Annotated in this window: 17 protein-coding genes; 10 read left to right on the forward strand and 7 right to left on the reverse strand. The window is 71.9% G+C overall.

Annotation, left to right across the window (positions count from 1 at the left end):
- Positions 1–2 precede the first annotated feature (2 nt).
- Positions 3–1415, reverse strand: a complete 1413-nt coding sequence (locus ACIBK5_RS29470) for an ATP-binding protein (protein WP_399024148.1) — start codon at positions 1413–1415, stop codon at positions 3–5.
- Positions 1412–2080, reverse strand: coding sequence for a response regulator transcription factor (locus ACIBK5_RS29475; protein WP_399024150.1), 669 nt, complete (start codon positions 2078–2080; stop codon positions 1412–1414). Before ACIBK5_RS29475 ends, ACIBK5_RS29470 begins: the two co-directional genes overlap by 4 nt.
- A 116-nt stretch (positions 2081–2196) precedes the next feature.
- Here ACIBK5_RS29475 and ACIBK5_RS29480 point away from each other — a divergent pair, with 116 nt between their 5' ends.
- On the forward strand, positions 2197–2865 hold the full coding sequence (locus ACIBK5_RS29480) for a PepSY domain-containing protein (protein ID WP_399024152.1): 669 nt from the start codon (positions 2197–2199) through the stop codon (positions 2863–2865).
- 204 nt (positions 2866–3069) lie between these two features.
- Here the strand turns inward: ACIBK5_RS29480 and meaB are convergent, their stop codons facing one another.
- Positions 3070–4026: a methylmalonyl Co-A mutase-associated GTPase MeaB gene (meaB, locus tag ACIBK5_RS29485; RefSeq protein ID WP_382497435.1), complete on the reverse strand. Its 957-nt coding sequence runs from the start codon at positions 4024–4026 to the stop codon at positions 3070–3072.
- Positions 4027–4089: 63 nt separating this feature from the next.
- Entirely contained in the window at positions 4090–5289 is a 1200-nt protein-coding gene (locus ACIBK5_RS29490; RefSeq protein WP_399024153.1) for an acetyl-CoA C-acetyltransferase, read from the reverse strand.
- A 148-nt stretch (positions 5290–5437) separates the two neighbouring features.
- Between ACIBK5_RS29490 and mce the strand changes: the two genes are divergently transcribed.
- The 7 genes from mce (at position 5438) to ACIBK5_RS29525 (ending at position 15460) form a co-directional block, all read left to right on the forward strand.
- Positions 5438–5878, forward strand: a complete 441-nt coding sequence (gene mce, locus ACIBK5_RS29495; protein ID WP_391115535.1) for a methylmalonyl-CoA epimerase — start codon at positions 5438–5440, stop codon at positions 5876–5878.
- A 233-nt stretch (positions 5879–6111) separates the two neighbouring features.
- Positions 6112–10026: a polarized growth protein Scy gene (scy, locus tag ACIBK5_RS29500; RefSeq protein WP_399024155.1), complete on the forward strand. Its 3915-nt coding sequence runs from the start codon at positions 6112–6114 to the stop codon at positions 10024–10026.
- A 276-nt stretch (positions 10027–10302) separates the two neighbouring features.
- Complete coding sequence (locus ACIBK5_RS29505; protein ID WP_189723252.1) at positions 10303–11238, forward strand: cellulose-binding protein; 936 nt, start codon at positions 10303–10305, stop codon at positions 11236–11238.
- A gap of 85 nt (positions 11239–11323) precedes the next feature.
- A complete protein-coding gene (locus ACIBK5_RS29510; RefSeq protein ID WP_399024157.1) occupies positions 11324–12286 on the forward strand; it encodes an ABC transporter ATP-binding protein in 963 nt (320 codons plus the stop codon).
- A gap of 2 nt (positions 12287–12288) precedes the next feature.
- Positions 12289–13059 (forward strand): ABC transporter permease, encoded by a 771-nt coding sequence (locus ACIBK5_RS29515; RefSeq protein ID WP_399024159.1) that lies wholly within the window; start codon positions 12289–12291, stop codon positions 13057–13059.
- A 152-nt stretch (positions 13060–13211) separates the two neighbouring features.
- Positions 13212–14573 carry an ABC transporter ATP-binding protein gene (locus tag ACIBK5_RS29520; RefSeq protein ID WP_399024161.1) on the forward strand — a complete coding sequence of 454 codons (1362 nt, stop codon included), beginning with the start codon at positions 13212–13214 and terminating at the stop codon, positions 14571–14573.
- On the forward strand, positions 14570–15460 hold the full coding sequence (locus ACIBK5_RS29525; protein WP_399024163.1) for an ABC transporter permease subunit: 891 nt from the start codon (positions 14570–14572) through the stop codon (positions 15458–15460). The genes ACIBK5_RS29520 and ACIBK5_RS29525 overlap by 4 nt, the downstream gene beginning before the upstream one ends.
- A 25-nt stretch (positions 15461–15485) precedes the next feature.
- On the opposite strand, the gene ACIBK5_RS29530 is transcribed toward ACIBK5_RS29525, so the two are convergent.
- On the reverse strand, positions 15486–15818 hold the full coding sequence (locus ACIBK5_RS29530; RefSeq protein WP_261683981.1) for an ATP/GTP-binding protein: 333 nt from the start codon (positions 15816–15818) through the stop codon (positions 15486–15488).
- 251 nt (positions 15819–16069) lie between these two features.
- On the opposite strand from ACIBK5_RS29530, the gene ACIBK5_RS29535 reads away from it, so the two are divergent.
- Positions 16070–17098: an LLM class flavin-dependent oxidoreductase gene (locus tag ACIBK5_RS29535; protein WP_399024166.1), complete on the forward strand. Its 1029-nt coding sequence runs from the start codon at positions 16070–16072 to the stop codon at positions 17096–17098.
- An 84-nt stretch (positions 17099–17182) separates the two neighbouring features.
- Here the strand turns inward: ACIBK5_RS29535 and ACIBK5_RS29540 are convergent, their stop codons facing one another.
- Positions 17183–17575, reverse strand: coding sequence for an SCO5389 family protein (locus tag ACIBK5_RS29540; RefSeq protein ID WP_382497300.1), 393 nt, complete (start codon positions 17573–17575; stop codon positions 17183–17185).
- Between the two features lie 253 nt (positions 17576–17828).
- On the opposite strand from ACIBK5_RS29540, the gene nucS reads away from it, so the two are divergent.
- A complete protein-coding gene (nucS, locus tag ACIBK5_RS29545; RefSeq protein ID WP_399024169.1) occupies positions 17829–18500 on the forward strand; it encodes an endonuclease NucS in 672 nt (223 codons plus the stop codon).
- Positions 18501–18584: 84 nt separating this feature from the next.
- Here nucS and ACIBK5_RS29550 read toward each other — a convergent pair whose 3' ends face one another.
- The gene (locus ACIBK5_RS29550; protein ID WP_399024171.1) at positions 18585–21092 is read right to left on the reverse strand and encodes an ATP-binding protein; all 2508 of its coding nucleotides are present in this window, start codon (positions 21090–21092) and stop codon (positions 18585–18587) included.
- Positions 21093–21179: the final 87 nt, after the last annotated feature.

Raw genomic sequence — 21179 nt, forward strand, 5'->3', positions numbered from 1 at the left:
GGCTAGGCGAGCGGCAGGCGGAGTTCGAACAGGGCTCCGCCTGCGGGTCCCTGTCCGGCCGTGAGCGTGCCGCCGTGCCGTACGGCGACGTCGCGGGCGATGGCGAGCCCCAGTCCGGCACCGCCGTCGTCCCGGCTGCGGGCGGCGTCCAGCCGTACGAACCGTTCGAAGATCCGCTCCCGGTCGGCCTCGGGCACCCCGTCCCCGTCGTCCGCCACGCCGACCACGGCCCGGTCACCCTCCCGCCGCACGCTCACGGTGACGGCCGACCGGGCATGCCGCTGGGCGTTGTCGAGGAGATTGGCGAGCACCCGCCCCAGCTGCCCCCGCGATCCGGCCACTTCCACCGGCTCCGCGTCCACCGTCACACCCGTGCGTCCCTCGGTCGCCTCGCGGGCCAACCCGGCGAGGTCGACCCCCGCGTCGTTGGGCCGCTCCCCCGCGTCCAGCCGGGCGAGCAGCAGCAGGTCGGCGGCCAGGTGCTGGAGCCGCACGGTGTCCTCCACGGCCCCGTCGAGGTCCAGCAGCTCGGGATGCGCGGCGGCCACCTCCAGCTGCGTGCGCAGCGAGGCGATAGGGCTCCGCAGCTCGTGGGACGCGTCGGCGACGAACCGCCGCTGCCGCTCCACGGAGGTCTCCAGCGCCGCCAGCGTCTCGTTGGTGGTGCTGGCCAGCCGGGCGATCTCGTCATGCGTGTCCGGCTCCGGGACGCGCCGCGCGAGGTCCTCGGACTGAGTGATCGCGGCCATCTCGCTCCGGATGCCCTCGACCGGCCGCAGCGCCCGCCGGGTGACCAGCCAGGTCACTCCGCCGACGACGCCGAGCAGCAGCGGGAACCCGATCAGCATCACCGTCAGCGCGGTTCGCACGGCCCCGTGCTCGGCGGCCAGCGGCGAACCGGCGTAGACCTTGAGGGTCCCCCGGTCCTGGGTCTCCACCTCCACGGCGGCGAACCGGTAGTCCTCCGCGTCACCGTCGATCGTCGCGGCCCCGTTGCTGAAGACGCTCTCCCCGGCGATCTCCCCGGGTTCGAGGGCGGCCTCCTCGTGTTCGTCGGCGTCGTCGTCATCGTCCGCGCCGGGCGTGGCCGGCGGCTGCGGCTTCACCTGGTCGGAGTCGGTGCCGCTGATCTTCTGGAGGTCCTCGCTGGCCGCGACCAGCCGCTTGTGCTCGTCGAGGACCTGCACCGGCCCGTCGTCACCGTCCAGCCCGGACAGCTTGTCGTACGGCGTCCCGGCGGCGAGCTCGGAGGCGACGGCCCGGGCGGACTGCTCGGCCTGCGTCCCGGCCTCGCCGATCAGATTGGACCGCAGCGACAGCAGCACGGCGGCCCCGGCCGCGACGAGCGCCACCGCGACCACGAGCGTGGCGCCCAGCGTGGCCCGCGCCCGGACGGACCCGAACAGCCGCCTCATGGCGACTTCTCCAGCCGGTACCCGGCCCCGCGCACGGTCCGGATCAGCCCCGGCCGCAGCTTCCGCCGCAGGGTGCTGATGTACACCTCGACGATGTTGGGGTCACCCTCGTAAGCGAAGTCCCACACATGCTCCAGGATCTCGGACTTGGACACGACCTCCCCGGCCCGCAGGACGAGCTGCTCCAGCACGGAGAACTCCTTGGTCGTGAGGGCCACTTCCTCCTCTCCCAGAAACACCCGCCGAGCAGCCGTGTCCACCTTCAGCTCCCCGTGCACATGCACTGGCGAGGCCCCGGCCCCCGCCCCACGCCGCCGCAGCAGCGCCTTGATCCGGGCGACGAGCACGACGTACGAGAACGGCTTGGTCAGATAGTCGTCAGCCCCCGTGTCCAGCCCTTCAGCCTCGTCGTACTCGCCGTCCTTGGCGGTCAGCATCAGGATCGGCACCTCGTGCCCGGCGGCGCGCAGGGCGGCGCAGACCCGGTAGCCGTTGAGGCCGGGCAGCATGATGTCGAGGATCACCAGGTCGTACGTCCCCTCCGAGGCCTGGTGCAGCCCCTCCCGTCCGTCGTGGACGACGTCCACGGCGTACCCCTCGGCCGTCAGGCCCCTGGCGAGCGACAGGGCCAGCCGCTTCTCGTCCTCCACGATCAACAGGCGCATGGGTAAAGAGTCGCAAAACCAAGCTGAAGATCCCTTCAGGGGGCTTCAGCTTCCTCTCAGCCTCGGTCAGCCACCTTGGAACACGTCGAAAACAAACCGACTCGGGAGGAACCCCCATGAAGCGCAACATCGTGATCGCCGCTGTGACCGCCGCCGCTCTGATCGGAGGCGGTACGGCCACGGCCCTCGCGACCACGGAGGACGGCGGGGGCTCGGCGCGGCAGGCGGCGAACACGCGCCTCTCGGACGACGACGTCCGCGACGGCCAGGACGACCGCGACGACGACAACGGCCGGGACGACGACGCCGCGCGGGCGGCTTCCGGCGACGTGAAGGCGCCCGAGGCGATCGCCTCCGCCCTGAAGCACACGTCCGGCACGGTCGTGTCCGCCGAGCTGGACGACGAGGACGACAGCGACAAGGTGATCTGGAAGGTCGACGTCCTGTCCGGTGACAACACCTGGCACAGCGTGTCCGTCGACCCGTCCAACGGCAAGGTCCTCGGCGCGCAGACCGACGACGAGGACGACACGGCGCAGGTGCGGGCGGCTCTGAAGGGCTCCTCCGTGACGGCCGAGGAGGCCGCGAAGGCTGCCGCCGGCAAGGGCACGGTGACGTCCGTCGGCCTGGACGAGGACGGCAAGGACAAGTCCTGGGAGGCCGAGACCCGCACGTCCGGCGGCGCCGAGCAGGACTGGAAGATCGACCTCACCACGGGCAAGGTCACGGCGGACCGCTCGGACGACCAGGGCGACGACGCGGACGACGCCGACGACCAGGACTGACCACTCCTGCCACATTCCGACCGCCCCGGCGTCTCCCCTGACGCCGGGGCGTCGCATGTCTCGGCACGACGAAACACTCGGCGTCGGCGCTGGCGCCGGGTGGGTGCGCAACTCGGCGTGACGAGGTACCGCTGCGCCCACCCGTGCCGCCCCTAGCGGCACGCATGCCCGCAGCTAGGTCCCCGACCCCCCACCGGCCGCCGCTCAGCCCTCCGTCAACCCCGCCACCAGTTCATCAGCCGCCCGATAAGGATCCAGCTCCCCGGCCACGATCCGCTCGGCCAACGCCCCCAGCCGCCGGTCGCCGTGCAGATCCCCGATCCGCTCCCGCAGCGCCGTCACCGCGATCGTCTCGACCTCCCGCGCCGCCCGGGCCGCCCGCCGCTCCGCAAGAACCCCCCGCTCCTCCATCCAGGCGCGGTGCTTCTCCAGGGCCTCGACGACCTCGTCCGTGCCCTCCCCCCGCGCGGCGACCGTCTTCACGATCGGCGGGCGCCAGTCCCCCGGCCCCCGGGACTCCCCGAGCCCCAGCATGTGGTTCAGCTCGCGAGCCGTCGCGTCGGCCCCGTCCCGGTCGGCCTTGTTCACGACGTACACGTCACCGATCTCCAGGATCCCGGCCTTGGCCGCCTGGATCCCGTCCCCCATCCCAGGGGCCAGCAGCACCACGGACGTGTCCGCCTGCGAAGCGATCTCCACCTCGGACTGCCCGACCCCCACCGTCTCGACGAGGACGACGTCACAGCCCGCCGCGTCCAGCACCCGGATCGCCTGGGGCGCGGCCCACGCGAGCCCGCCCAGATGCCCCCGCGTCGCCATCGAGCGGATGTACACCCCAGGATCCGACGCATGCTCGGACATCCGCACCCGGTCCCCGAGCAGCGCCCCGCCCGAGAAGGGGGACGACGGGTCGACGGCGAGCACGCCGACCCGCTTCCCCTGCTTGCGATACGCCGTCACCAGCGCCGACGTGGACGTGGACTTGCCGACCCCGGGCGACCCGGTCAGCCCCACCACGTACGCCCCACCCGTCAGCGGCGCCAGCGCCGCCATGACCTCCCGTAGCTGTGGGGACGCCCCCTCCACCAGGGAGATCAGCCGGGCCACGGCCCGCGGCCGGCCCTCCCTGGCCTGGGCGACCAGCGTGGAGACGTCCTGCATCACAGCTCCGTTCATGAAGGAGGGACCAAAAGCGAAGGCCGAGGTGGGGCGGTGAGCCGCCGCTCAGCCCTTCGGTACTCGCACGATCAGCGCGTCACCCTGACCACCACCACCGCACAGCGCGGCCGCGCCCACGCCGCCGCCCCGCCGCTTCAACTCCAGCGCGAGGTGCAGCACGAGACGCGCACCGGACATCCCGATCGGGTGACCCAGGGCGATGGCACCACCGTTGACATTCACCCTTTCGGTGGACACCCCAAGATCCTTCATTGACTGCACGGCCACCGCCGCGAACGCCTCGTTGATCTCGACGAGATCGAGGTCGGAGACCTCCAGGCCCTCCTTCTTCAGCGCGTGCAGGATCGCGTTGGACGGCTGGGACTGCAGCGAGTTGTCCGGCCCGGCCACGTTCCCGTGCGCCCCGATCTCGGCGATCCACTCCAGGCCGAGCTCCTGGGCCTTGGCCTTGCTCATCACCACGACGGCCGCGGCACCGTCGGAGATCTGCGAGGCGGAACCCGCCGTGATCGTGCCGTCCTTGGCGAACGCCGGACGCAGCTTCCCGAGCGACTCCGCCGTCGTGTCACCGCGGATCCCCTCGTCCTTGCTGAACAGCACCGGGTCACCCTTGCGCTGCGGGATCTCCACGGGCGTGATCTCGGCGTCGAACAGGCCGTTCTTCTGCGCGGCGGCGGCCCGCTGGTGCGACTGCGCGGCGATCTCGTCCTGCGCGGCCCGGCCGATGCCCAGCCGGGTGTTGTGCTTCTCCGTCGACTCACCCATGGCGACGTTCTCGAAGGAGTCGGTCAGCCCGTCGTACGCCATGGCGTCGATCATCTCGACCGCGCCGTACTTGAAGCCCTCACGGGACTTGGGCAGCAGGTGCGGGGCGTTGGTCATGGACTCCTGACCGCCCGCGACGACCACGTCGAACTCACCCGCACGGATCAGCTGGTCGGCCAGCGCGATCGCGTCCAGGCCCGACAGACACACCTTGTTGATCGTCAGGGCGGGCACGTTCATCGGGATGCCGGCCTTGACCGCGGCCTGGCGCGCCGGGATCTGCCCCGCCCCGGCCTGGAGCACCTGCCCCATGATCACGTACTGCACCTGGTCGCCGCCGATCCCCGCACGGTCGAGGGCGGCCTTGATGGCGAAGCCGCCGAGGTCGGCTCCCGAGAAGGACTTCAGCGAACCGAGCAACCGCCCCATGGGCGTACGCGCGCCCGCGACGATCACCGAGCTGTTCGTTGCAGAAGACATGAGCTGCGATCCCCTTACCGGCTGCACAGCCGAGGAGTGAACGAGGGTTTACTTCGAATGTACTGAGTGGCACTCCGTGCCGTCATCGGGCTGTCGGTGTGATCGCGCGCACGTTGCGTAACCACCTCCGGGGCGCTGCACTGAATCCATGCTGACGCGAATCGACCACATCGGAATCGCCTGTTTCGACCTCGACAAGACCGTCGAGTTCTACCGTGCCACCTACGGCTTCGAGGTGTTCCACTCCGAGGTCAACGAGGAGCAGGGCGTGCGCGAGGCCATGCTCAAGATCAACGATACGTCCGACGGCGGCGCCTCGTACCTGCAGCTTCTCGAACCCACCCGCCCGGACTCCACCGTCGCGAAGTGGCTCGACAAGAACGGCGAAGGCGTCCACCACATCGCTTTCGGTACGGCGGATGTGGACGGGGACGCCGCGGAGATCAAGGACAAGGGCGTACGCGTGCTGTACGAAGAGCCGCGACGCGGTTCCATGGGGTCACGAATCACCTTCCTGCACCCCAAGGACTGTCATGGCGTACTGACAGAACTGGTCACTTCGGCGCCTGTTGAGTCACCTGAGCACTGACCCTCGTACATAGGGGCCGGTAGGGTTGGGTGCGGTCGCCGCTCGTTGCAGGGTGACCGCGGTCCCGCCGTGCGACGGCAGGACCACCGGGGTCCGGGTTTCGGGGGACGAGCGTCGGGGCAGCAGCCTCTGCTCCGCCGATGATCTGACACCATTCCCCGGGGGCCCCGTTCGGCGGATGGACGGAGCTCGTTTGGAGAGAGTTGCGACCAGGGGACGGATGGGACCGCGCAGTGCGGGGCTACGAGAGCCAGGAGCGAGAGCCGGCGGCTGACGTCGACCACCTCTCTCGGTTCGAAGCCGAGATGAAGCGGCTGAAGACCGAGCGGGAAAAGGCGATCCAGCACGCCGAGGACCTCGGCTACCAGGTCGAGGTGCTGCGTGCGAAGCTGCACGAGGCGCGGCGCACCATCATGTCCCGGCCCTCCTTCGAGGGGGGCGACATCGGCTGGCAGGCCGAGCAGTTGCTGCGCAACGCTCAGATGCAGGCCGACCAGATCCGGACGGACGCCGACCGCGAGCTGAGCGAGGCGCGGGCGCAGACCCAGCGGATCCTCCAGGAGCACGCCGAGCAGGCGGCCCGGCTCCAGTCCGAGCTGCACCAGGAGGCGGTGACCCGCCGCCAGCAGCTCGACCAGGAGCTGGCCGAGCGCCGCCAGACGGTCGAGTCGCACGTCAACGAGAACGTGGCGTGGGCCGAGCAGCTGCGGGCCCGTACCGAGCAGCAGGCCCGGCGCCTGATGGAGGAGTCCCGGGCCGAGGCCGAGCAGGCCATGGCCAAGGCCCGCGCGGAGGCCGAGCGGCTGTCCGGCGAGGCCCGGCAGCGGCTGACGAGCGCGGCCGAGGAGGCCCGGGCCGAGGCCGAGCAGATTCTGCGCCGCGCCCGTACGGACGCCGAGCGGCTCCTGAACGCGGCCTCCAATCAGGCCCAGGAGGCCACGGACCACGCCGAGCAGCTGCGGACGTCCACCGCCACCGAGTCGGAGTCCGCGCGCCGTGAGGCCACGGAGCTGAGCAAGGCCGCCGAGCAGCGGATGGCCGAGGCCGAGGAGGCGCTGCGCAAGGCGCAGACCGAGTCGGAGAAGCTGGTCACGGAGGCCAAGGAGGCCGCCGCCAAGGCCCTGTCGAGTGCCGAGTCCGCGAACGAGACGCGGACGCGCACCGCCAGGGAGCAGGTCGCCCGGCTGGTCGAGGAGGCCACGAAGGAGGCCGAGAACGCCAAGTCCGAGGCCGAGCAGCTCGTCGCCGACGCCCGCGCCGAGGCCGAGAAGATCGTCGCGGAGGCCTCCGAGAACGCCCGTACGTCCACCGCCGAGGAGACCGCGACCCAGCTGTCCAAGGCGGCCAGGACCGCCGAGGAGGTCCTCAACAAGGCGTCCGAGGACGCCAAGAAGACCACCAAGGCCGCTGCCGAGGAGGCCGAGCGGATCCGCTCGGAGGCCGAGGCCGAGGCGGACCGGCTGCGCGCCGAGGCGCACGACATCGCCGAGGAGCTCAAGGGCACGGCGAAGGACGACACCAAGGAGTACCGCGCCAAGACGGTCGAGCTGCAGGAGGAGGCCCGCCGGCTGCGCGGCGACGCCGAGCAGCTGCGGGCGGACGCCGTCGAAGAGGGCGAGAAGATCCGCGCCGAGGCCCGCAAGGAGGCCGTGGCGCAGATCGAGGAGGCGGCGAGGTCCGCCGAGGAGCTGCTCGCCAAGGCCAAGGCGGACGCGGACGAGCTGCGCACGAACGCCCAGGGGGACAGCGAGAAGGTCCGCACCGAGGCCATCGAGCGGGCGACGACCCTGCGCCGGCAGGCCGAGGAGACCCTTCAGCGCACCCGGCAGGAGGCCGAGCGGCACCGCGAGGAGGTCGTCGAGCAGGCCGAGGGCCTCAAGGCGGACGCCGAGCGCGCGGCGGTGGAACTGCACGAGGAGACCGAGCGCGCCATAGAGGCCCGCCGCGCGGAGGCCGCCGAGGAGCTGACGCGGCTCCAGACGGAGGCCGAGGAGCGGCTGACGGCCGCCGAGCAGGCGCTGTCGGACGCCCGTGAGGAGGCCGACCGGATCCGCCGCGAGGCCGCCGAGGAGAACGAGCGGCTGCGTGCCGAGGCCGCTGAGCGGATCCGTACGCTCCAGCAGCAGGCCGAGACGGAGGCCGAGCGGCTGCGCGACGAGGCCGCTTCCGACGCGTCCGCCTCGCGCGCCGAGGGCGAGGCCGTCGCCGTACGGCTGCGCTCGGAGGCTTCGAACGAGGCGGAGCGGCTGAAGTCGGAGGCGCAGGAGAGCGCCGACCGGATGCGCGCGGAGGCACAGGCCGCCGCCGAGCGGCTCGGCACGGAGGCGTCCGAGACGCTGGCCGCCGCCCAGGAAGAGGCCAACCGGCGGCGCCGGGAGGCCGATGATCTGCTCGGCAGCGCCCGGCAGGAGGCCGACCAGGAGCGCGAGCGGGCCCGCGAGCAGAGCGAGGAACTGCTGGCCTCGGCGCGCAAGCGCGTGGAGGAGGCGCAGGCCGAGGCCGTACGGCTGGTCGAGGAGGCCGACCGGCGGGCCACGGAGATGGTGTCCGCCGCCGAGCAGCACGCCCAGCACGTACGAGACTCCGTCGCGGGGCTGCACGAGCAGGCCCAGGACGAGATCGCCGGGCTGCGCAGCGCCGCCGAGCACGTCGCGGACCGGACGCGGCGGGAGGCCCAGGAGGAGGCGGACCGGGTCCGCACCGACGCCTACGCGGAGCGGGAGCGGGCGAGCGAGGACGCCGGCCGGCTGCGGCGCGAGGCGCACGAGGAGACCGAGGCCGCCAAGGCGCTCGCCGAGCGCACGATGTCCGAGGCGATCGCCGAGGCGGAGCGCATCCGTACGGAGGTCTCCGAGCACGCCCAGCGGGCGCGCACGGAGGCGTCGGACGCCATCGCCGAGGCCGAGCAGAACGCCTCGCGCACCCGGGCGGACGCCCGTGAGGACGCCAACCGCATCCGGTCGGACGCGGCGACGCAGGCGGACACCCTCATCACCGAGGCGCGGGGCGAGGCGGAGCGGCTCACGACCGAGACGGTCACCGAGACGGACCGGCTGCGGATGGAGACGGTCGCCGAGGCCGAGCGGGTCCGCACCGAATCCCTGAACGAGGCCGAGCGGGTCCGGGCCGAGTCGGTCGCCAAGGCCGACCAGCTGGTCGGGGAGGCCACCGGCGAGGCGGAGCGGCTGCGGGCCGAGGCCGCCGAGACGGTCGGCTCGGCGCAGCAGCACGCCGAGCGGGTGCGCAGCGAGGCCGGGCGCGTCAAGGCCGACGCTGAGGCGGAGGCGGAGCGGCTCGTCGCCACCGCGCGCGAGGAGGCCGACCGCACCCTGGACGAGGCCCGCAAGGACGCCAACAAGCGGCGCTCCGAGGCGGCCGAGCAGGTCGACAAGCTCATCACCGAGACCACGGCCGAGGCCGACAAGCTGCTGAGCGAGGCGCAGCAGCAGGCGCACAAGACCACCGCGGAGGCCGAGACGCAGGCCGACACGATGGTGGGTGCGGCCCGCACGGAGGCCGACCGGCTGGTGTCCGAGTCGACGGTCGAGGGCAACTCGCTGGTGGAGAAGGCCCGTACGGACGCGGACGAGCTGCTGGTCGGCGCGCGTCGGGACGCCACGCAGATCAGGGAGCGCGCCGAGGAGCTGCGCGACCGCATCACGGGTGAGATCGAGGAGCTGCACGAGCGGGCCCGCCGGGAGTCGGCCGAGACGATGAAGTCGGCGGGCGACCGCTGCGACGCGCTCGTCAAGGCCGCCGAGGAGCAGCTCGCGAAGGCGCAGGCGAAGTCGAAGGAGATCGTCTCGGAGGCCAACTCCGAGGCGGGCAAGGTCCGTATCGCCGCGGTGAAGAAGGCCGAGGGGCTGCTCAAGGAGGCCGAGCAGAAGAAGTCCACGCTGGTCCGGGAGGCCGAGGAGCTCAAGGCCGAGGCGATCCGCGAGGCCAAGCGCACGGTCGAGGAGGGCAAGCGCGAGCTGGAGGTCCTGGTCCGCCGGCGCGAGGACATCAACGCCGAGATCTCCCGGGTCCAGGACGTCCTGGAGGCGCTGGAGTCCTTCGAGGCCCCGGCCGGGGGCAAGGACAACGGAGTCAAGGCGGGCGCGACAGTCGGCGCACCCCGTTCGGGTGGCAAGTCCTCGGAGAGCTAGGGCCTTCGGGCGGCCCGTGCCACACTTGGACGGACGCTTCGGGCCATGGCTGCGCGGGGGCGTTGGGGCGCCCCCGCGGCGAGAGGCAACCCGGGGCGGGAGGTCGATTCCGGGGTCATCCGGGGGCTTTGGCCAAGTTTTGGCAAGCCCTCTGCCGCTTAGCCACTCAAAAGGGGTCTCATTTTCCAGATCAAACGCGCATCCGCTCGATGACACACCGTTTCGGCCCCTAGGATTCCACCTATCACCTCACCGGTCTCATTCGACAGGAACCCCATGAGCGACACTTCCCCCTACGGCTTCGAGCTTGTGCGGCGTGGATACGACCGCGCTCAGGTGGACGAACGTATCTCCAAGCTCGTCTCCGACCGTGACAGCGCTCTCGCCCGCATCACCGCTCTGGAAAAGCGCATCGAAGAGCTCCACCTCGAGACGCAGAACGCCCAGGCCCAGGTCACCGACGCCGAGCCGTCGTACGCGGGTCTCGGTGCGCGTGTGGAGAAGATCCTCCGCCTCGCTGAGGAAGAGGCGAAGGACCTGCGCGAGGAGGCCCGGCGCGCGGCCGAGCAGCACCGTGAGCTCGCCGAGTCGGCGGCCCAGCAGGTGCGCAACGACGCCGAAGCGTACTCGTCGGAGCGCAAGGCCAAGGCCGAGGACGAGGGCCTGCGGATCGTCGAGAAGGCCAAGAGTGACGCCTCCCAGCTGCGTTCCGAGGCGCAGAAGGACGCGCAGTCCAAGCGCGAGGAGGCGGACGCCCTCTTCGAGGAGACCCGTGCCAAGGCCGCTCAGGCCGCCGCGGACTTCGAGACGAACCTCGCCAAGCGCCGCGAGCAGTCCGAGCGCGACCTGGCGTCGCGTCAGGCCAAGGCCGAGAAGCGCCTCGCCGAGATCGAGCACCGCGCCGAGCAGCTGCGCCTGGAGGCGGAGAAGCTGCGCACGGACGCCGAGCGCCGCGCCCGCCAGACGGTGGAGACGGCCCAGCGCCAGGCCGAGGACATCGTGGCCGACGCCAACGCCAAGGCCGACCGCATCCGTTCGGAATCCGAGCGCGAGCTGGCCGCCCTCACCAACCGCCGCGACAGCATCAACGCCCAGCTGACGAACGTCCGCGAGATGCTCGCGACGCTCACGGGCGCCGCGGTGGCCGCCGCCGGTACGCCGGCCGAGGACGAGCCGATCTCCCGTGGGGTCCCGGCCCAGCAGTCCCGGTAACACGCGGACATACGGAGTCTGAATCTCCGCAAAGCCCTCTGCCGCTCGGGTGGCAGAGGGCTTTGTCCCGTTCTAGCGTGGCGGCATGATTGAGCTCGAGGGGCTGACCAAGCGTTACGGCGAGAAGGTGGCGGTCAACAACCTGTCCTTCACTGTCAGACCAGGCATCGTCACCGGCTTTCTCGGGCCCAACGGCGCGGGGAAGTCCACGACCATGCGGATGATCCTCGGTCTTGACCACCCCACCGCCGGCGACGTCCGTATCGACGGCAAGCACTACCAGCAGCTCAAGGACCCGCTGACGTACATCGGCGCCCTGCTGGAGGCCAAGGCCTGGCACGGCGGGCGCACCGCCTACAACCATCTGCTGTGCCTCGCACAGAGCAACGGCATTCCGCGCGGCCGGGTGCGAGATGTGCTGGAGACGGTCGGGCTGACGGCGGTCGCGAAGAAGAAGACCAAGGGCTTCTCGATGGGCATGGGACAGCGGCTCGGCATCGCGGCCGCACTGCTGGGCGACCCGCGGATCCTGATGTTCGACGAGCCGGTCAACGGCCTCGACCCCGAGGGCATCCACTGGATCCGCACCCTGATGAAGTCGCTGGCCGCGCAGGGCCGGACCGTGTTCGTCTCCTCCCATCTGATGAGCGAGATGGCCCTGACGGCCGAGCACCTCGTGGTCATCGGGCAGGGGCGGCTGCTGGCGGACACCTCCATGGCCGACTTCATCGCGCGCAACTCACGGTCGTACGTCCGGGTCCGCAGCCCGCAGCGGGAGCGGCTGCTCGATGTGCTGCACCAGGCCGGGATCGTGGCCGTGGAGAGCGGCGAGGGGGTGCTGGAGGTGGACGGCGGCAAGGCCGAGCACGTCGGTGAGCTGGCGGCGCAGCACGGGCTGACGCTGCATGAGCTGAGCCCGCAACAGGCCTCGCTCGAGGAGGCATTCATGCAGCTGACCGCGGAGTCGGTGGAGTACCACGCACACAGCGAGACAAGCCCGCAGCCGCCACAGCAGCAGCAGTGGGGCGACGGCTGGAAGAAGGGCTGAGCATGGCGACGACCCAGGTCGTACGGTCGGAGTGGACCAAGATCCGGTCAGTCGCGTCCACCGTGTGGACGCTCTCGCTGGTGGTGGTCGTGACGGTCGCCCTCGGCATGCTGATCTCGGCGCTGTCGAAGAACGAGTTCGACAGCATGAACGCGCAGGACCGGGCGGAGTTCGACCCGACGTTCATCAGTTTCGCGGGGATGAGCCTCGGCCAGCTCGCGATGATCGTGTTCGGCGTGCTGGTGGTGTCGAACGAGTACAGCACCGGCATGATCCGCACCTCGCTGGCCGCGGTGCCGCAGCGCGGCTCCTTCCTGTTCAGCAAGATCGCGGTGGCCACGGGGCTGGCCTTGCTGGTCGGGCTCGTCACCAGCTTCGCCGCGTTCTTCCTGGGGCAGGCGATGCTCGGCGAGCACGGGGCGGAGATCGGTGACCAGGGTGTGCTGCGGGCCGTCTTCGGCGGCGGCCTCTACATGGCCCTGATCGCGATGTTCTCCATGGGCGTCGCCGCGATGCTGCGCTCGCCGATGCTGGCGCTGGGCATCCTGATGCCGTTCTTCTTCCTGATCTCCAACATCCTCGGCAATGTCGACGCGACGAAGAAGGTCGGCCGGTTCCTGCCCGACCAGGCCGGCAGCAAGATCATGCAGGTGGTCACGCCGATCGACGACGACACCCCGTACGGGCCGTGGGGTGGCCTCGGGATCATGGGGCTGTGGGTGCTCGCGGCCCTGATCGGCGGGTACGTGCTGCTGAAGAAGCGCGACGCCTAGGCTGGGCAGAGTCGGGAAGGGGGGCTGTCGGGGCCCTTCGGGGCCCCAGCCTTTACTTTCATTTGGGCGGAACCGTCAGCGCCTCGATATCCTCCTAACCCTTACGGGGGGCGTGTGCCCCGCTGTCCTGAACCTTGCGATGGGTGCGGAGCATGATCGAAGCAGTCGGCCTGACGAAGCGCTACGGCGACAAGACCGCTGTGTACAACCTTTCCTTCCAGGTGCGGCCCGGGTCCGTCACCGGCTTCCTCGGGCCGAACGGCTCGGGCAAGTCGACGACGATGCGGATGATCCTCGGGCTCGACAACCCGACGGCCGGGCAGGTGACGATCGGCGGCTATCCGTACCGCAAGCTGCCCAACGCCGCCCGCCAGGTCGGTGCCCTGCTGGACGCCAAGGCGGTGCACGGCGGCCGGTCCGCCCGCAACCACCTGCTGTCCCTGGCCCAGCTGTCGGGCATCCCGGGCAGGCGGGTGGACGAGGTGCTCGGGGTCGTCGGGCTCCAGGACGTGGCCAAGAAGCGGTCCAAGGGCTTCTCCCTCGGCATGGGGCAGCGGCTCGGCATCGCCGCCGCGCTGCTCGGCGACCCGCAGGTGCTGCTGTTCGACGAGCCGGTCAACGGCCTCGACCCCGAGGGCATCCTCTGGGTGCGCAACCTGATGAAGGCGCTGGCCGCGGAGGGCCGTACGGTCTTCGTCTCCTCCCATCTGATGAGCGAGATGGCGCTGACCGCCGACCACCTCATCGTCATCGGGCGCGGGCAGCTGCTCGCCGACATGAGCATCACGGACTTCATCTCCGCGAACTCCGCGGACTTCGCGCGGGTGCGCACGCCGGACACCGAGCCGCAGCAGCGCGAGAAGCTGTCCGCCGCGCTCACCGAGTCCGGCGGGCACGTGCTGCCCGAGCAGGACGGCGCGCTGCGGGTGACCGGGCTGCCGCTCCCCCGCATCAGCGATATCGCGCACACCGCCGACGTACGGCTGTGGGAGCTGTCGCCGCACCAGGCCTCGCTGGAGGAGGCGTACATGCGGATGACGCAGGGCGCCGTCGACTACCGCTCGACCATCGACCAGAAGGAAGGCCTCCAGCAGCCGCTGCCGCCCGGCGCGCAGCCGCCGATGCCGGTGCCGGGGCAGGGTCAGCCGGGCTGGTACGCCCCGCCGCCGCCCCAGCAGGGCGGGCAGCCGCTCCCGATGCCGCCGCAGGGCGCACCGGGTCAGGCTCCGGCGGGCCCCTACGGCGCACCCGGGGCTCCCGCGGCCCCCAGCGCGCCCGGGTCCGCTCCGGGCGCCCCTGGCGCCTCCGGCGCGGGAGCACCCAACCCGTACGCCCAGCCCGCACCCCAGGCGCCTCAGGCTCCCCAGCAGGCCCCCGCAGCCGCCCCCGCGCAGCCCGCCGCCGCTCCGGCCCCGCAGGCGGCTGCCCAGCCGCCCGTGCCACCGGGGACCCCCACCGCCCCGCCGGCTCCCGCCCCGACCTCCGACCTGACCAAGCCCGAGGACGCCCGATGAGCAGCCCCCAGTCCCAGACACCGCAGGCCGCGCCCGCCTGGCAGGCGGCTCCCGGCACCCCGCACCCCGCCTCCGGCTCGGCGTACCCCGGCTACACCTCGCCGATCCCGGTCGTGCGCACGCACCTCGGGCACGCCCTCGCCTCCGAGTGGACGAAGATCAGGTCGGTGCGCTCCACCATCTGGACGCTCGGCGTGTTCGTCCTGCTCGTCGTCGGCATCGGTCTGCTGACCGGCGTGGTGGTGGCGAACTCCGACCCGGCCCTGCAGGGTGAGAGCCCGCTCGGTCTTGGCTTCTTCGGGCTGCTGCTGGGCAGCATGTGCATCATCACGCTGGGCGTGCTGACCACGGCCTCGGAGTACGGCACCGGCATGGTCCGCACCACGATGGTCGCGTGCCCGAGCCGCGGCCGGGTGCTGGCGGCCAAGGCCATCGTGTTCTTCCTGGTCGCGTTCGTGGTGACGCTGGTGTCCGCGTCCCTCGTCGCCTTCCTGCACGTCGCCATGCTGGAGGGCGACGGCGCCAAGTCCCCCACCGGCGGGGAGTGGCTGAAGGCCACGGTCGGCATGTCGGCCTACGTCGCGCTGCTGGGCCTGCTCTCGCTCGCCGTCGGCTCGATCATCCGGCACTCGGCGGGCGCGATCACCATCATGATCGGCGCCGTGCTCGCCCCGCTGGTGATCGCGCTGTTCATGTTCTCGGAGTCGCTGCGGGCCGTGCGCGACGCGCTGTTCGAGTACTCCATCCCGAACCAGCTGAGCATCTTCTACGCCAACTCCCTCAGCGAGTCCGGCCCGTCCGGCTGGGACCCGCTGTGGATCATCCTCGGCGCGACGGCCGTGGCGTTCGCCGCCGCCTTCGCGCTGCTGGAGAAGCGGGACGTCTGAGTCCCCTCAGAATCTCTGAGTCCCCTCAGAATCTCGGCGAGTTACGGGACCGCCGCACCCCCGGGGTGCGGCGGTCCCGCGCGTTCCAGCAGGCCTTGTGCCAGTGCCGGCGGTCGTCGACGCCCGTGTGCTCGGACCAGGCCACCACGTGCGGCACACCGTCGGGGATCAGCTGGTCGCAGCCGGGACAGCGGTAGGACTTGCCCTGCGCGCTCGCGCCGGCCACATGCCGCACGCTCCAGTTCTCGCCCTGCCAGTTCTCCGAGGACTGCCAGCCGCCGTAGCGGCCGGGGCTGTCGTCCTCGGCGCTCCGGCCTGACGAACCGGCATCCTTGGGTCGGTTGCGACGCGGGGACACAGGACACCTCTCGGGGCTATACAGGAAGCACGGGCCGTGTCCAGCCTACGCGGCGCGGACGAGGGTACGCGTACGGCACCAATCGCCACAAGTCCCTCGCCGGGCGAGGCGGGTGCGCCGCGACCCGCAGCGGAACGCCCCATTCTGCAGACAATCCGCAAAATACTCCGCCCGGCCGTGTCCTCGGCACGTGTCAGACGGTTATGCCCTGTGGGGGAGCTCCGTGTCGGAGCCAAGGAAGCAGGAAAGCAATGCACGTTGGAAGTTTCGTGTTGGCGGCCCAGTTCCCCGGTCAGGGCGAGGGAGAGGCGCTGCACCGCGCGGTCCGCTCGGCCGAGGTGGCCGAGGAGTCGGGGCTCGACGCGGTCTGGCTGGCCGAGCACCACTTCGTGCCGTACGGCACATGCCCGTCGGCCATCACCCTGGCAGCCTTACTGCTCGGCCGCACCCGCCGCATCCGGGTCGGTACGGCGGTCAGTGTCCTGCCCACCGCCCACCCCGTGACCCTCGGCGAACAGGCCGCGCTGCTGCACCACACGAGCGGCGGGCGGTTCACGCTGGGTGTCGGGCGCGGCGGCCCGTGGGTCGACCTGGAGGTGTTCGGCGCGGGCCTCGATGCGTACGAGAAGGGGTTCCCGGAGGCCCTGGACCTCCTGGACCGCTGGCTGCGCGAACCGTCCGTGGCGGCCGACGGGGAGCGCTTCCGCTTCCGTGAAGTCCCGGTGGTCCCCCGGCCGTCGGAGGCTCTGACCGACGTCCAGGGGCCCGAGCTGGTCGTCGCCTGCACCTCCCCGGCGAGCGTGCGGCTGGCCGCCGAGCGCGGTCTCTCGATGCTGCTCGGGATGCATGTGGGGGACGAGGAGAAGGCCGAGATGGTCGCCCTGTGGCGGCAGCACGCGCGGGCGTGCGGCCGGTCCGCCGAGGAGATCCTCGGCGCGTCCCATGTGTCGGCCGGCGTCTGCCAGATCGCGGACCGGCGCGTCGACGCGGCGGAGACGCTGATGAAGGCGATGCCGGGCTGGCTGAAGCAGGGCCTGGAGGCGCATGTCACGGTCGACGGGCGCACACGCCGGATGCGCGACCCGCTGGCGTACACCGAACTGCTCTGCGGGCTGCACCCGGTGGGGACGCCGCGGCTGTGCGCCGACCGGCTGGCGGCGACCAGCGAGCGGACCGGCATCTCGCGCTTCGCCCTGCTCGTCGAGGGCTCGGGTGACCTGGCGGCGACCGAGGAGAACGTACGGCGGCTGGGGACCGAGGTGCTCCCCCAACTCGTCTGAGCGCGCGATGGATTCCTGGGGGCTTGCCGCTCCGGTACAAAAGCGCACCTCCCGCGTACGGAGCGGCAAGCAAGCGGCGCCGCGTCAGCAGTCCCGGAACTCGGGTGACTGGTTCAGCACCTGGCTGCGGACCGAGGTGAAGCGGTTCAGCTTCTCGTCGACCGAGGAGTCAAGCGGGAACACGGCTACCCGGTGGCAGTTCTGGAAAGCCAGCCGCACACCGAAGTGCCGTTGCAGCGCGCCTCGTATCGCGTCACTCGCAAGCGCACGCAGCAACTGACCGCGTGCCCGCTCGTCCGGCGGAGGCGTCTGGTTGTCGGCGAACGCACCGCCGTCCACCTTCAGCTGGGCCACCAGGGAGCTGATCATCTCCCACGCATAGGGCAGGGAGGTCCGGACGCAGTCGACGAATTCCGCTTCGTCGACCTCGCCTCGCTCGGCCTGTTCGAGTAGGGCCGGTGAGACGTCGAGCGACATGAGTTCTCCTCTCGCACCCCCGGCGAGCGGGGGTTGCCGGACAGATAGGGGAGGTTCGCGATACCGGACACGCTGCGTACACACCTCGCGACCTCCCGTTCATACCGTAAGCAAGCGACGGTGACGGCACCAGGAGAATGCGCAGATGAGACACTCTCAATGAGCACACCCTGCACACAATCGGCCATTACTGAACACGTGTTTTCCAGGGCGAATCGCGTCGGCAGGCGCCCGTCGAGTAGCGTTGCCGACCATGCGTCTCGTCATTGCCCGCTGTTCCGTTGACTACGCCGGGCGGCTCACCGCCCACCTTCCCTCGGCCCCGCGCCTGATCCTGGTGAAGGCGGACGGCAGCGTCTCGATCCACGCCGACGACCGGGCCTACAAGCCCCTGAACTGGATGTCGCCGCCCTGCACACTGAAGGAGGGCACCGGCGAGGAAGAAGGCGTCTGGACCGTCATCAACAAGGCGGGCGAGAAGCTCATCATCACGATGGAGGAAGTCCTCCACGACTCCTCGCACGAACTGGGCGTGGATCCCGGCCTGATCAAGGACGGCGTGGAAGCGCACCTTCAGGAGCTGCTCGCCGACCGCATCGAGACACTCGGCGACGGCTACACCCTGATCCGCCGCGAGTACCCGACGGCCATCGGGCCGGTGGACATCCTGTGCCGGGACGCCGACGGCAAGACCGTCGCGGTGGAGATCAAGCGGCGCGGTGAGATCGACGGTGTGGAGCAGCTGACGCGCTATCTGGAGCTGCTGAACCGCGACCCCCATCTGGCGCCGGTCCGCGGCATCTTCGCCGCCCAGGAGATCAAGCCCCAGGCCCGCGTCCTCGCGACGGACCGGGGCATCGGCTGCCAGGTCCTCGACTACGACGCGATGCGCGGCATCGAGGACGACAAGCTGCGACTGTTCTGACCGCCCCGGTCTCTGACCCACCCCACCCGACGAAGAGGGCCGGGTCCGCGGATAGCGGACCCGGCCCTGCTGTGTGTACGGGTGTCAGATCACCTGGTCCGAGCTGCTGGGCGTACCCGCGCCACTGCTCTGGGGCGCGCTCGCGCTGGTGCTCGTGGGTGCGCTCGGGGCCGGGCCGCTGGCCGAGTCGGACGTGGACGGGCTGGTCGTCGGCGGAGTCGTCGTCGGAGTGGGCTCCCCGGTGTCCGTCGGTGTCGGCGTCGGCGAGGGCGGCGTCGAGCTCGACGGCGGCTTGGTGGGGGTGGTCGGGGGCTTGGACGTCGACGGCGGCTTGGACGTGGTCGGCGGCTTCGAGGACGTCGGCGGCTTGGACGTCGCCGCCGGGTCGCTCGGGTCCTGCGAACCGCTCGGTCCGTCCGTCGGCGTCGGGTCGTCCGACGTGCCGGGCGTGCCGTCCGGCCCCGGGTCGGTCGGGCGGCTGGTCGCCGCGCCCGTGTCGCCGCCGCCCTCGTTCGCAGCCGGGTCGGCGCCCAGGCTGCCGTCGCCCAGGCCCTGGCTGGCCGAGGGGTTGACGCCGACCTGGTCGGAGGGCGGGTTCCGGTCCTTGTCGGAGGTGGCGCCGAGGGTCACCACCGTGCCGAGCACGGCGACGAGCAGGGCACCGGCGCCCGCGGCGACGAGGTTGCGACGGGCCAGGCCCTTGAGGCCGCCCCGGGCCTTGTGCGAGGACGCGGATGAGCTGTGGTGGCTGATCACGGTCGGCGAGGAGGGCTGCTGGAGTGTCGGGAAGGCCGCCGGAACACCGCCGGCCGGAGACGCCGACTCCTCGACCCGGGCGTCGGGCACCTCCTCCCCCGCGGTCGGCCCGAGCCCGATCGGGGTGCCCGAGCGGTCGGAGACCAGGGCGAGGGCGCGCCGGCCGGCGACGGTGCCGCGCTTGTCGGACAGGGCGCCGCGCAGGCCGATGGAGGCCTCCAGTTCGGCCCGGGCCCGGTCGAGCCGGCCGCCGCACAGGGCGAGGATGCCGAGCTCGTGGTGGAAGTAGGCCTCCTCGGCGACGTCCCCGGCGAGCCGGGCGGCCTCGGCGCCGGCCCGCAGGGCCCGCTCCCAGGCGCTCCAGTGCAGTCCGGCGGCGAACGCGGGGGCGGCGGTGCGGGCCAGGTGGACGGCCGCGCTCTCCTCGCCCTCGGCGGGCGGCCGGGTGAGGGGCCCGAGGACTGCCAGGGCCGCGAGGACGGCGTCGGACTCGGCACACACGCGCTCCGGGGTGACCGAGGGGTGCCCGGCCCACCAGGAGTAGTGCTGGGCGGCGCTGCGGGCGCCTGCCTCGGCCTCGTCGCCGTATCCGGCGGCCTCCAGCTGGGCCGGCACACCCGCGGCGAGCCGGTAGCGGGAGCCGACCGGGGAGACCAGGCCGCAGACGGCCAGCTCACCGAGGGCGGCGTCCGCGTGGGTGTCGCCGACCAGGGCGGGCAGATGCGCCTGGTGCGGCACCTCGCCGCCGAGGGCGACGGCGAAGCGCAGGGTGGCGCGGGCGGAGGCGCTCAGCCGGGAGGCGAGCAGCGGGGCGGGGGCGGCGGCCTCGCCGAGCGAGGGCAGCGGTACGTCGTCCCCGTCGGCGGCGTCGTACGCCTCGGCCGGGGGCGCGTCCTCGAAGACGCCGAACTCGTCGACGGCGCTCGTCCCGGCGCGCAGATGGTCGCGCTGCCGCAGCAGGGCACCGGCCTGGACGAAGCGCAGCGGCAGGCCCTCGGACTCGAACCAGAGGTCACCCGCCCAGTTGGACTCCTCCTCGGTGAGGGACCGGCCGACGGCGTGCTCCAGCAGGTCGAGTCCGGCCGCGCGGTCCAGGCCGCCGAGGGCGACCTCCTCGACGGCCGAGCCGGCGGAGGGAGCGGGCACGTCCGGGGTGGCGCCGAGCAGGAAGGCGCACTCCGGGGTCGCCTCCAGCAGCTCGTCGAGCGCGGCGCCGCCGAACTCGATGTCGTCGAGGACGACGACCGCGCCGATCTCACGGAGGTGGGTGAGCAGTTCGTCCTGGTCCGGGCGGTACAGGGGGGCGTTGAAGACGGCGCGGAAGAGTTCGTACCGCAGGTCGCCGGAGGTGCGGCCGAAGCCGCTGAGGCGGACGACGCCGTCGGGTGCGAGGTCCGAGCAGTCCTCGGCGACGAGGTCGAGGAGGCGGGTGCGGCCCGAGCCGGCGGGTCCGGTGAGGCGGACGGAGCGGCCGCGGGCGAGCAGGCGCACCAGTCGCTCGCGTTCGTCCTGTCGGGCCAGCAGGGGCAGGGCGGGACGCGCGGGGCCGGGCGGGACGGGCGGCCGGGCCGCGCGCTCGGCCTCGGCGCGTTCGGCCGGGGTGAGCTTCACGGGCCGGGCGGGCCGTTCGGCGGGCGGGCAGGCCTCTATCTCGCTGCCGTCGACGGGGTTGACGGTCAGCAGGAAGTCGCCGGCGACGAGCCGCACCGTGCGCGCGAGCGCGGGCGCGTGCTGGGCGAAGTCGGGTGTGAGGGATTCCCGGGGCGGGCGCTGGCGCGGCCCCTGGCCGTCGCCCTCGTGGCCGTACTCCTCGGGTCCCCGGGTGTTCGGGTCCATAAGTCAAGCCCCCCAAAAGCGGGTGTGTGCTGTGAAAGCCCCTCCCGGCCTTGCTGCACACCGCGCTGTCGCTTCTGGTCCGGGCCC

The sequence above is a fragment of the Streptomyces sp. NPDC050546 genome (assembly GCF_044457425.1).
In the GTDB taxonomy this organism is placed as follows: Bacteria; Actinomycetota; Actinomycetes; order Streptomycetales; family Streptomycetaceae; genus Streptomyces.

What these genes read in the sequence shown, in the direction of transcription:
- ACIBK5_RS29550 (WP_399024171.1), bottom strand. Translation starts at nt 21,092, where the DNA reads ATGGACCCGAACACCCGGGGACCCGAGGAGTACGGCCACGAGGGCGAC.
- ACIBK5_RS29510 (WP_399024157.1), top strand. Translation starts at nt 11,324, where the DNA reads ATGATTGAGCTCGAGGGGCTGACCAAGCGTTACGGCGAGAAGGTGGCG.
- ACIBK5_RS29475 (WP_399024150.1), bottom strand. Translation starts at nt 2,080, where the DNA reads ATGCGCCTGTTGATCGTGGAGGACGAGAAGCGGCTGGCCCTGTCGCTC.
- nucS (WP_399024169.1), top strand. Translation starts at nt 17,829, where the DNA reads ATGCGTCTCGTCATTGCCCGCTGTTCCGTTGACTACGCCGGGCGGCTC.
- ACIBK5_RS29535 (WP_399024166.1), top strand. Translation starts at nt 16,070, where the DNA reads ATGCACGTTGGAAGTTTCGTGTTGGCGGCCCAGTTCCCCGGTCAGGGC.
- ACIBK5_RS29505 (WP_189723252.1), top strand. Translation starts at nt 10,303, where the DNA reads ATGAGCGACACTTCCCCCTACGGCTTCGAGCTTGTGCGGCGTGGATAC.
- ACIBK5_RS29480 (WP_399024152.1), top strand. Translation starts at nt 2,197, where the DNA reads ATGAAGCGCAACATCGTGATCGCCGCTGTGACCGCCGCCGCTCTGATC.
- ACIBK5_RS29520 (WP_399024161.1), top strand. Translation starts at nt 13,212, where the DNA reads ATGATCGAAGCAGTCGGCCTGACGAAGCGCTACGGCGACAAGACCGCT.
- ACIBK5_RS29490 (WP_399024153.1), bottom strand. Translation starts at nt 5,289, where the DNA reads ATGTCTTCTGCAACGAACAGCTCGGTGATCGTCGCGGGCGCGCGTACG.
- mce (WP_391115535.1), top strand. Translation starts at nt 5,438, where the DNA reads ATGCTGACGCGAATCGACCACATCGGAATCGCCTGTTTCGACCTCGAC.
- ACIBK5_RS29470 (WP_399024148.1), bottom strand. Translation starts at nt 1,415, where the DNA reads ATGAGGCGGCTGTTCGGGTCCGTCCGGGCGCGGGCCACGCTGGGCGCC.
- ACIBK5_RS29525 (WP_399024163.1), top strand. Translation starts at nt 14,570, where the DNA reads ATGAGCAGCCCCCAGTCCCAGACACCGCAGGCCGCGCCCGCCTGGCAG.
- ACIBK5_RS29540 (WP_382497300.1), bottom strand. Translation starts at nt 17,575, where the DNA reads ATGTCGCTCGACGTCTCACCGGCCCTACTCGAACAGGCCGAGCGAGGC.
- meaB (WP_382497435.1), bottom strand. Translation starts at nt 4,026, where the DNA reads ATGCAGGACGTCTCCACGCTGGTCGCCCAGGCCAGGGAGGGCCGGCCG.
- ACIBK5_RS29515 (WP_399024159.1), top strand. Translation starts at nt 12,289, where the DNA reads ATGGCGACGACCCAGGTCGTACGGTCGGAGTGGACCAAGATCCGGTCA.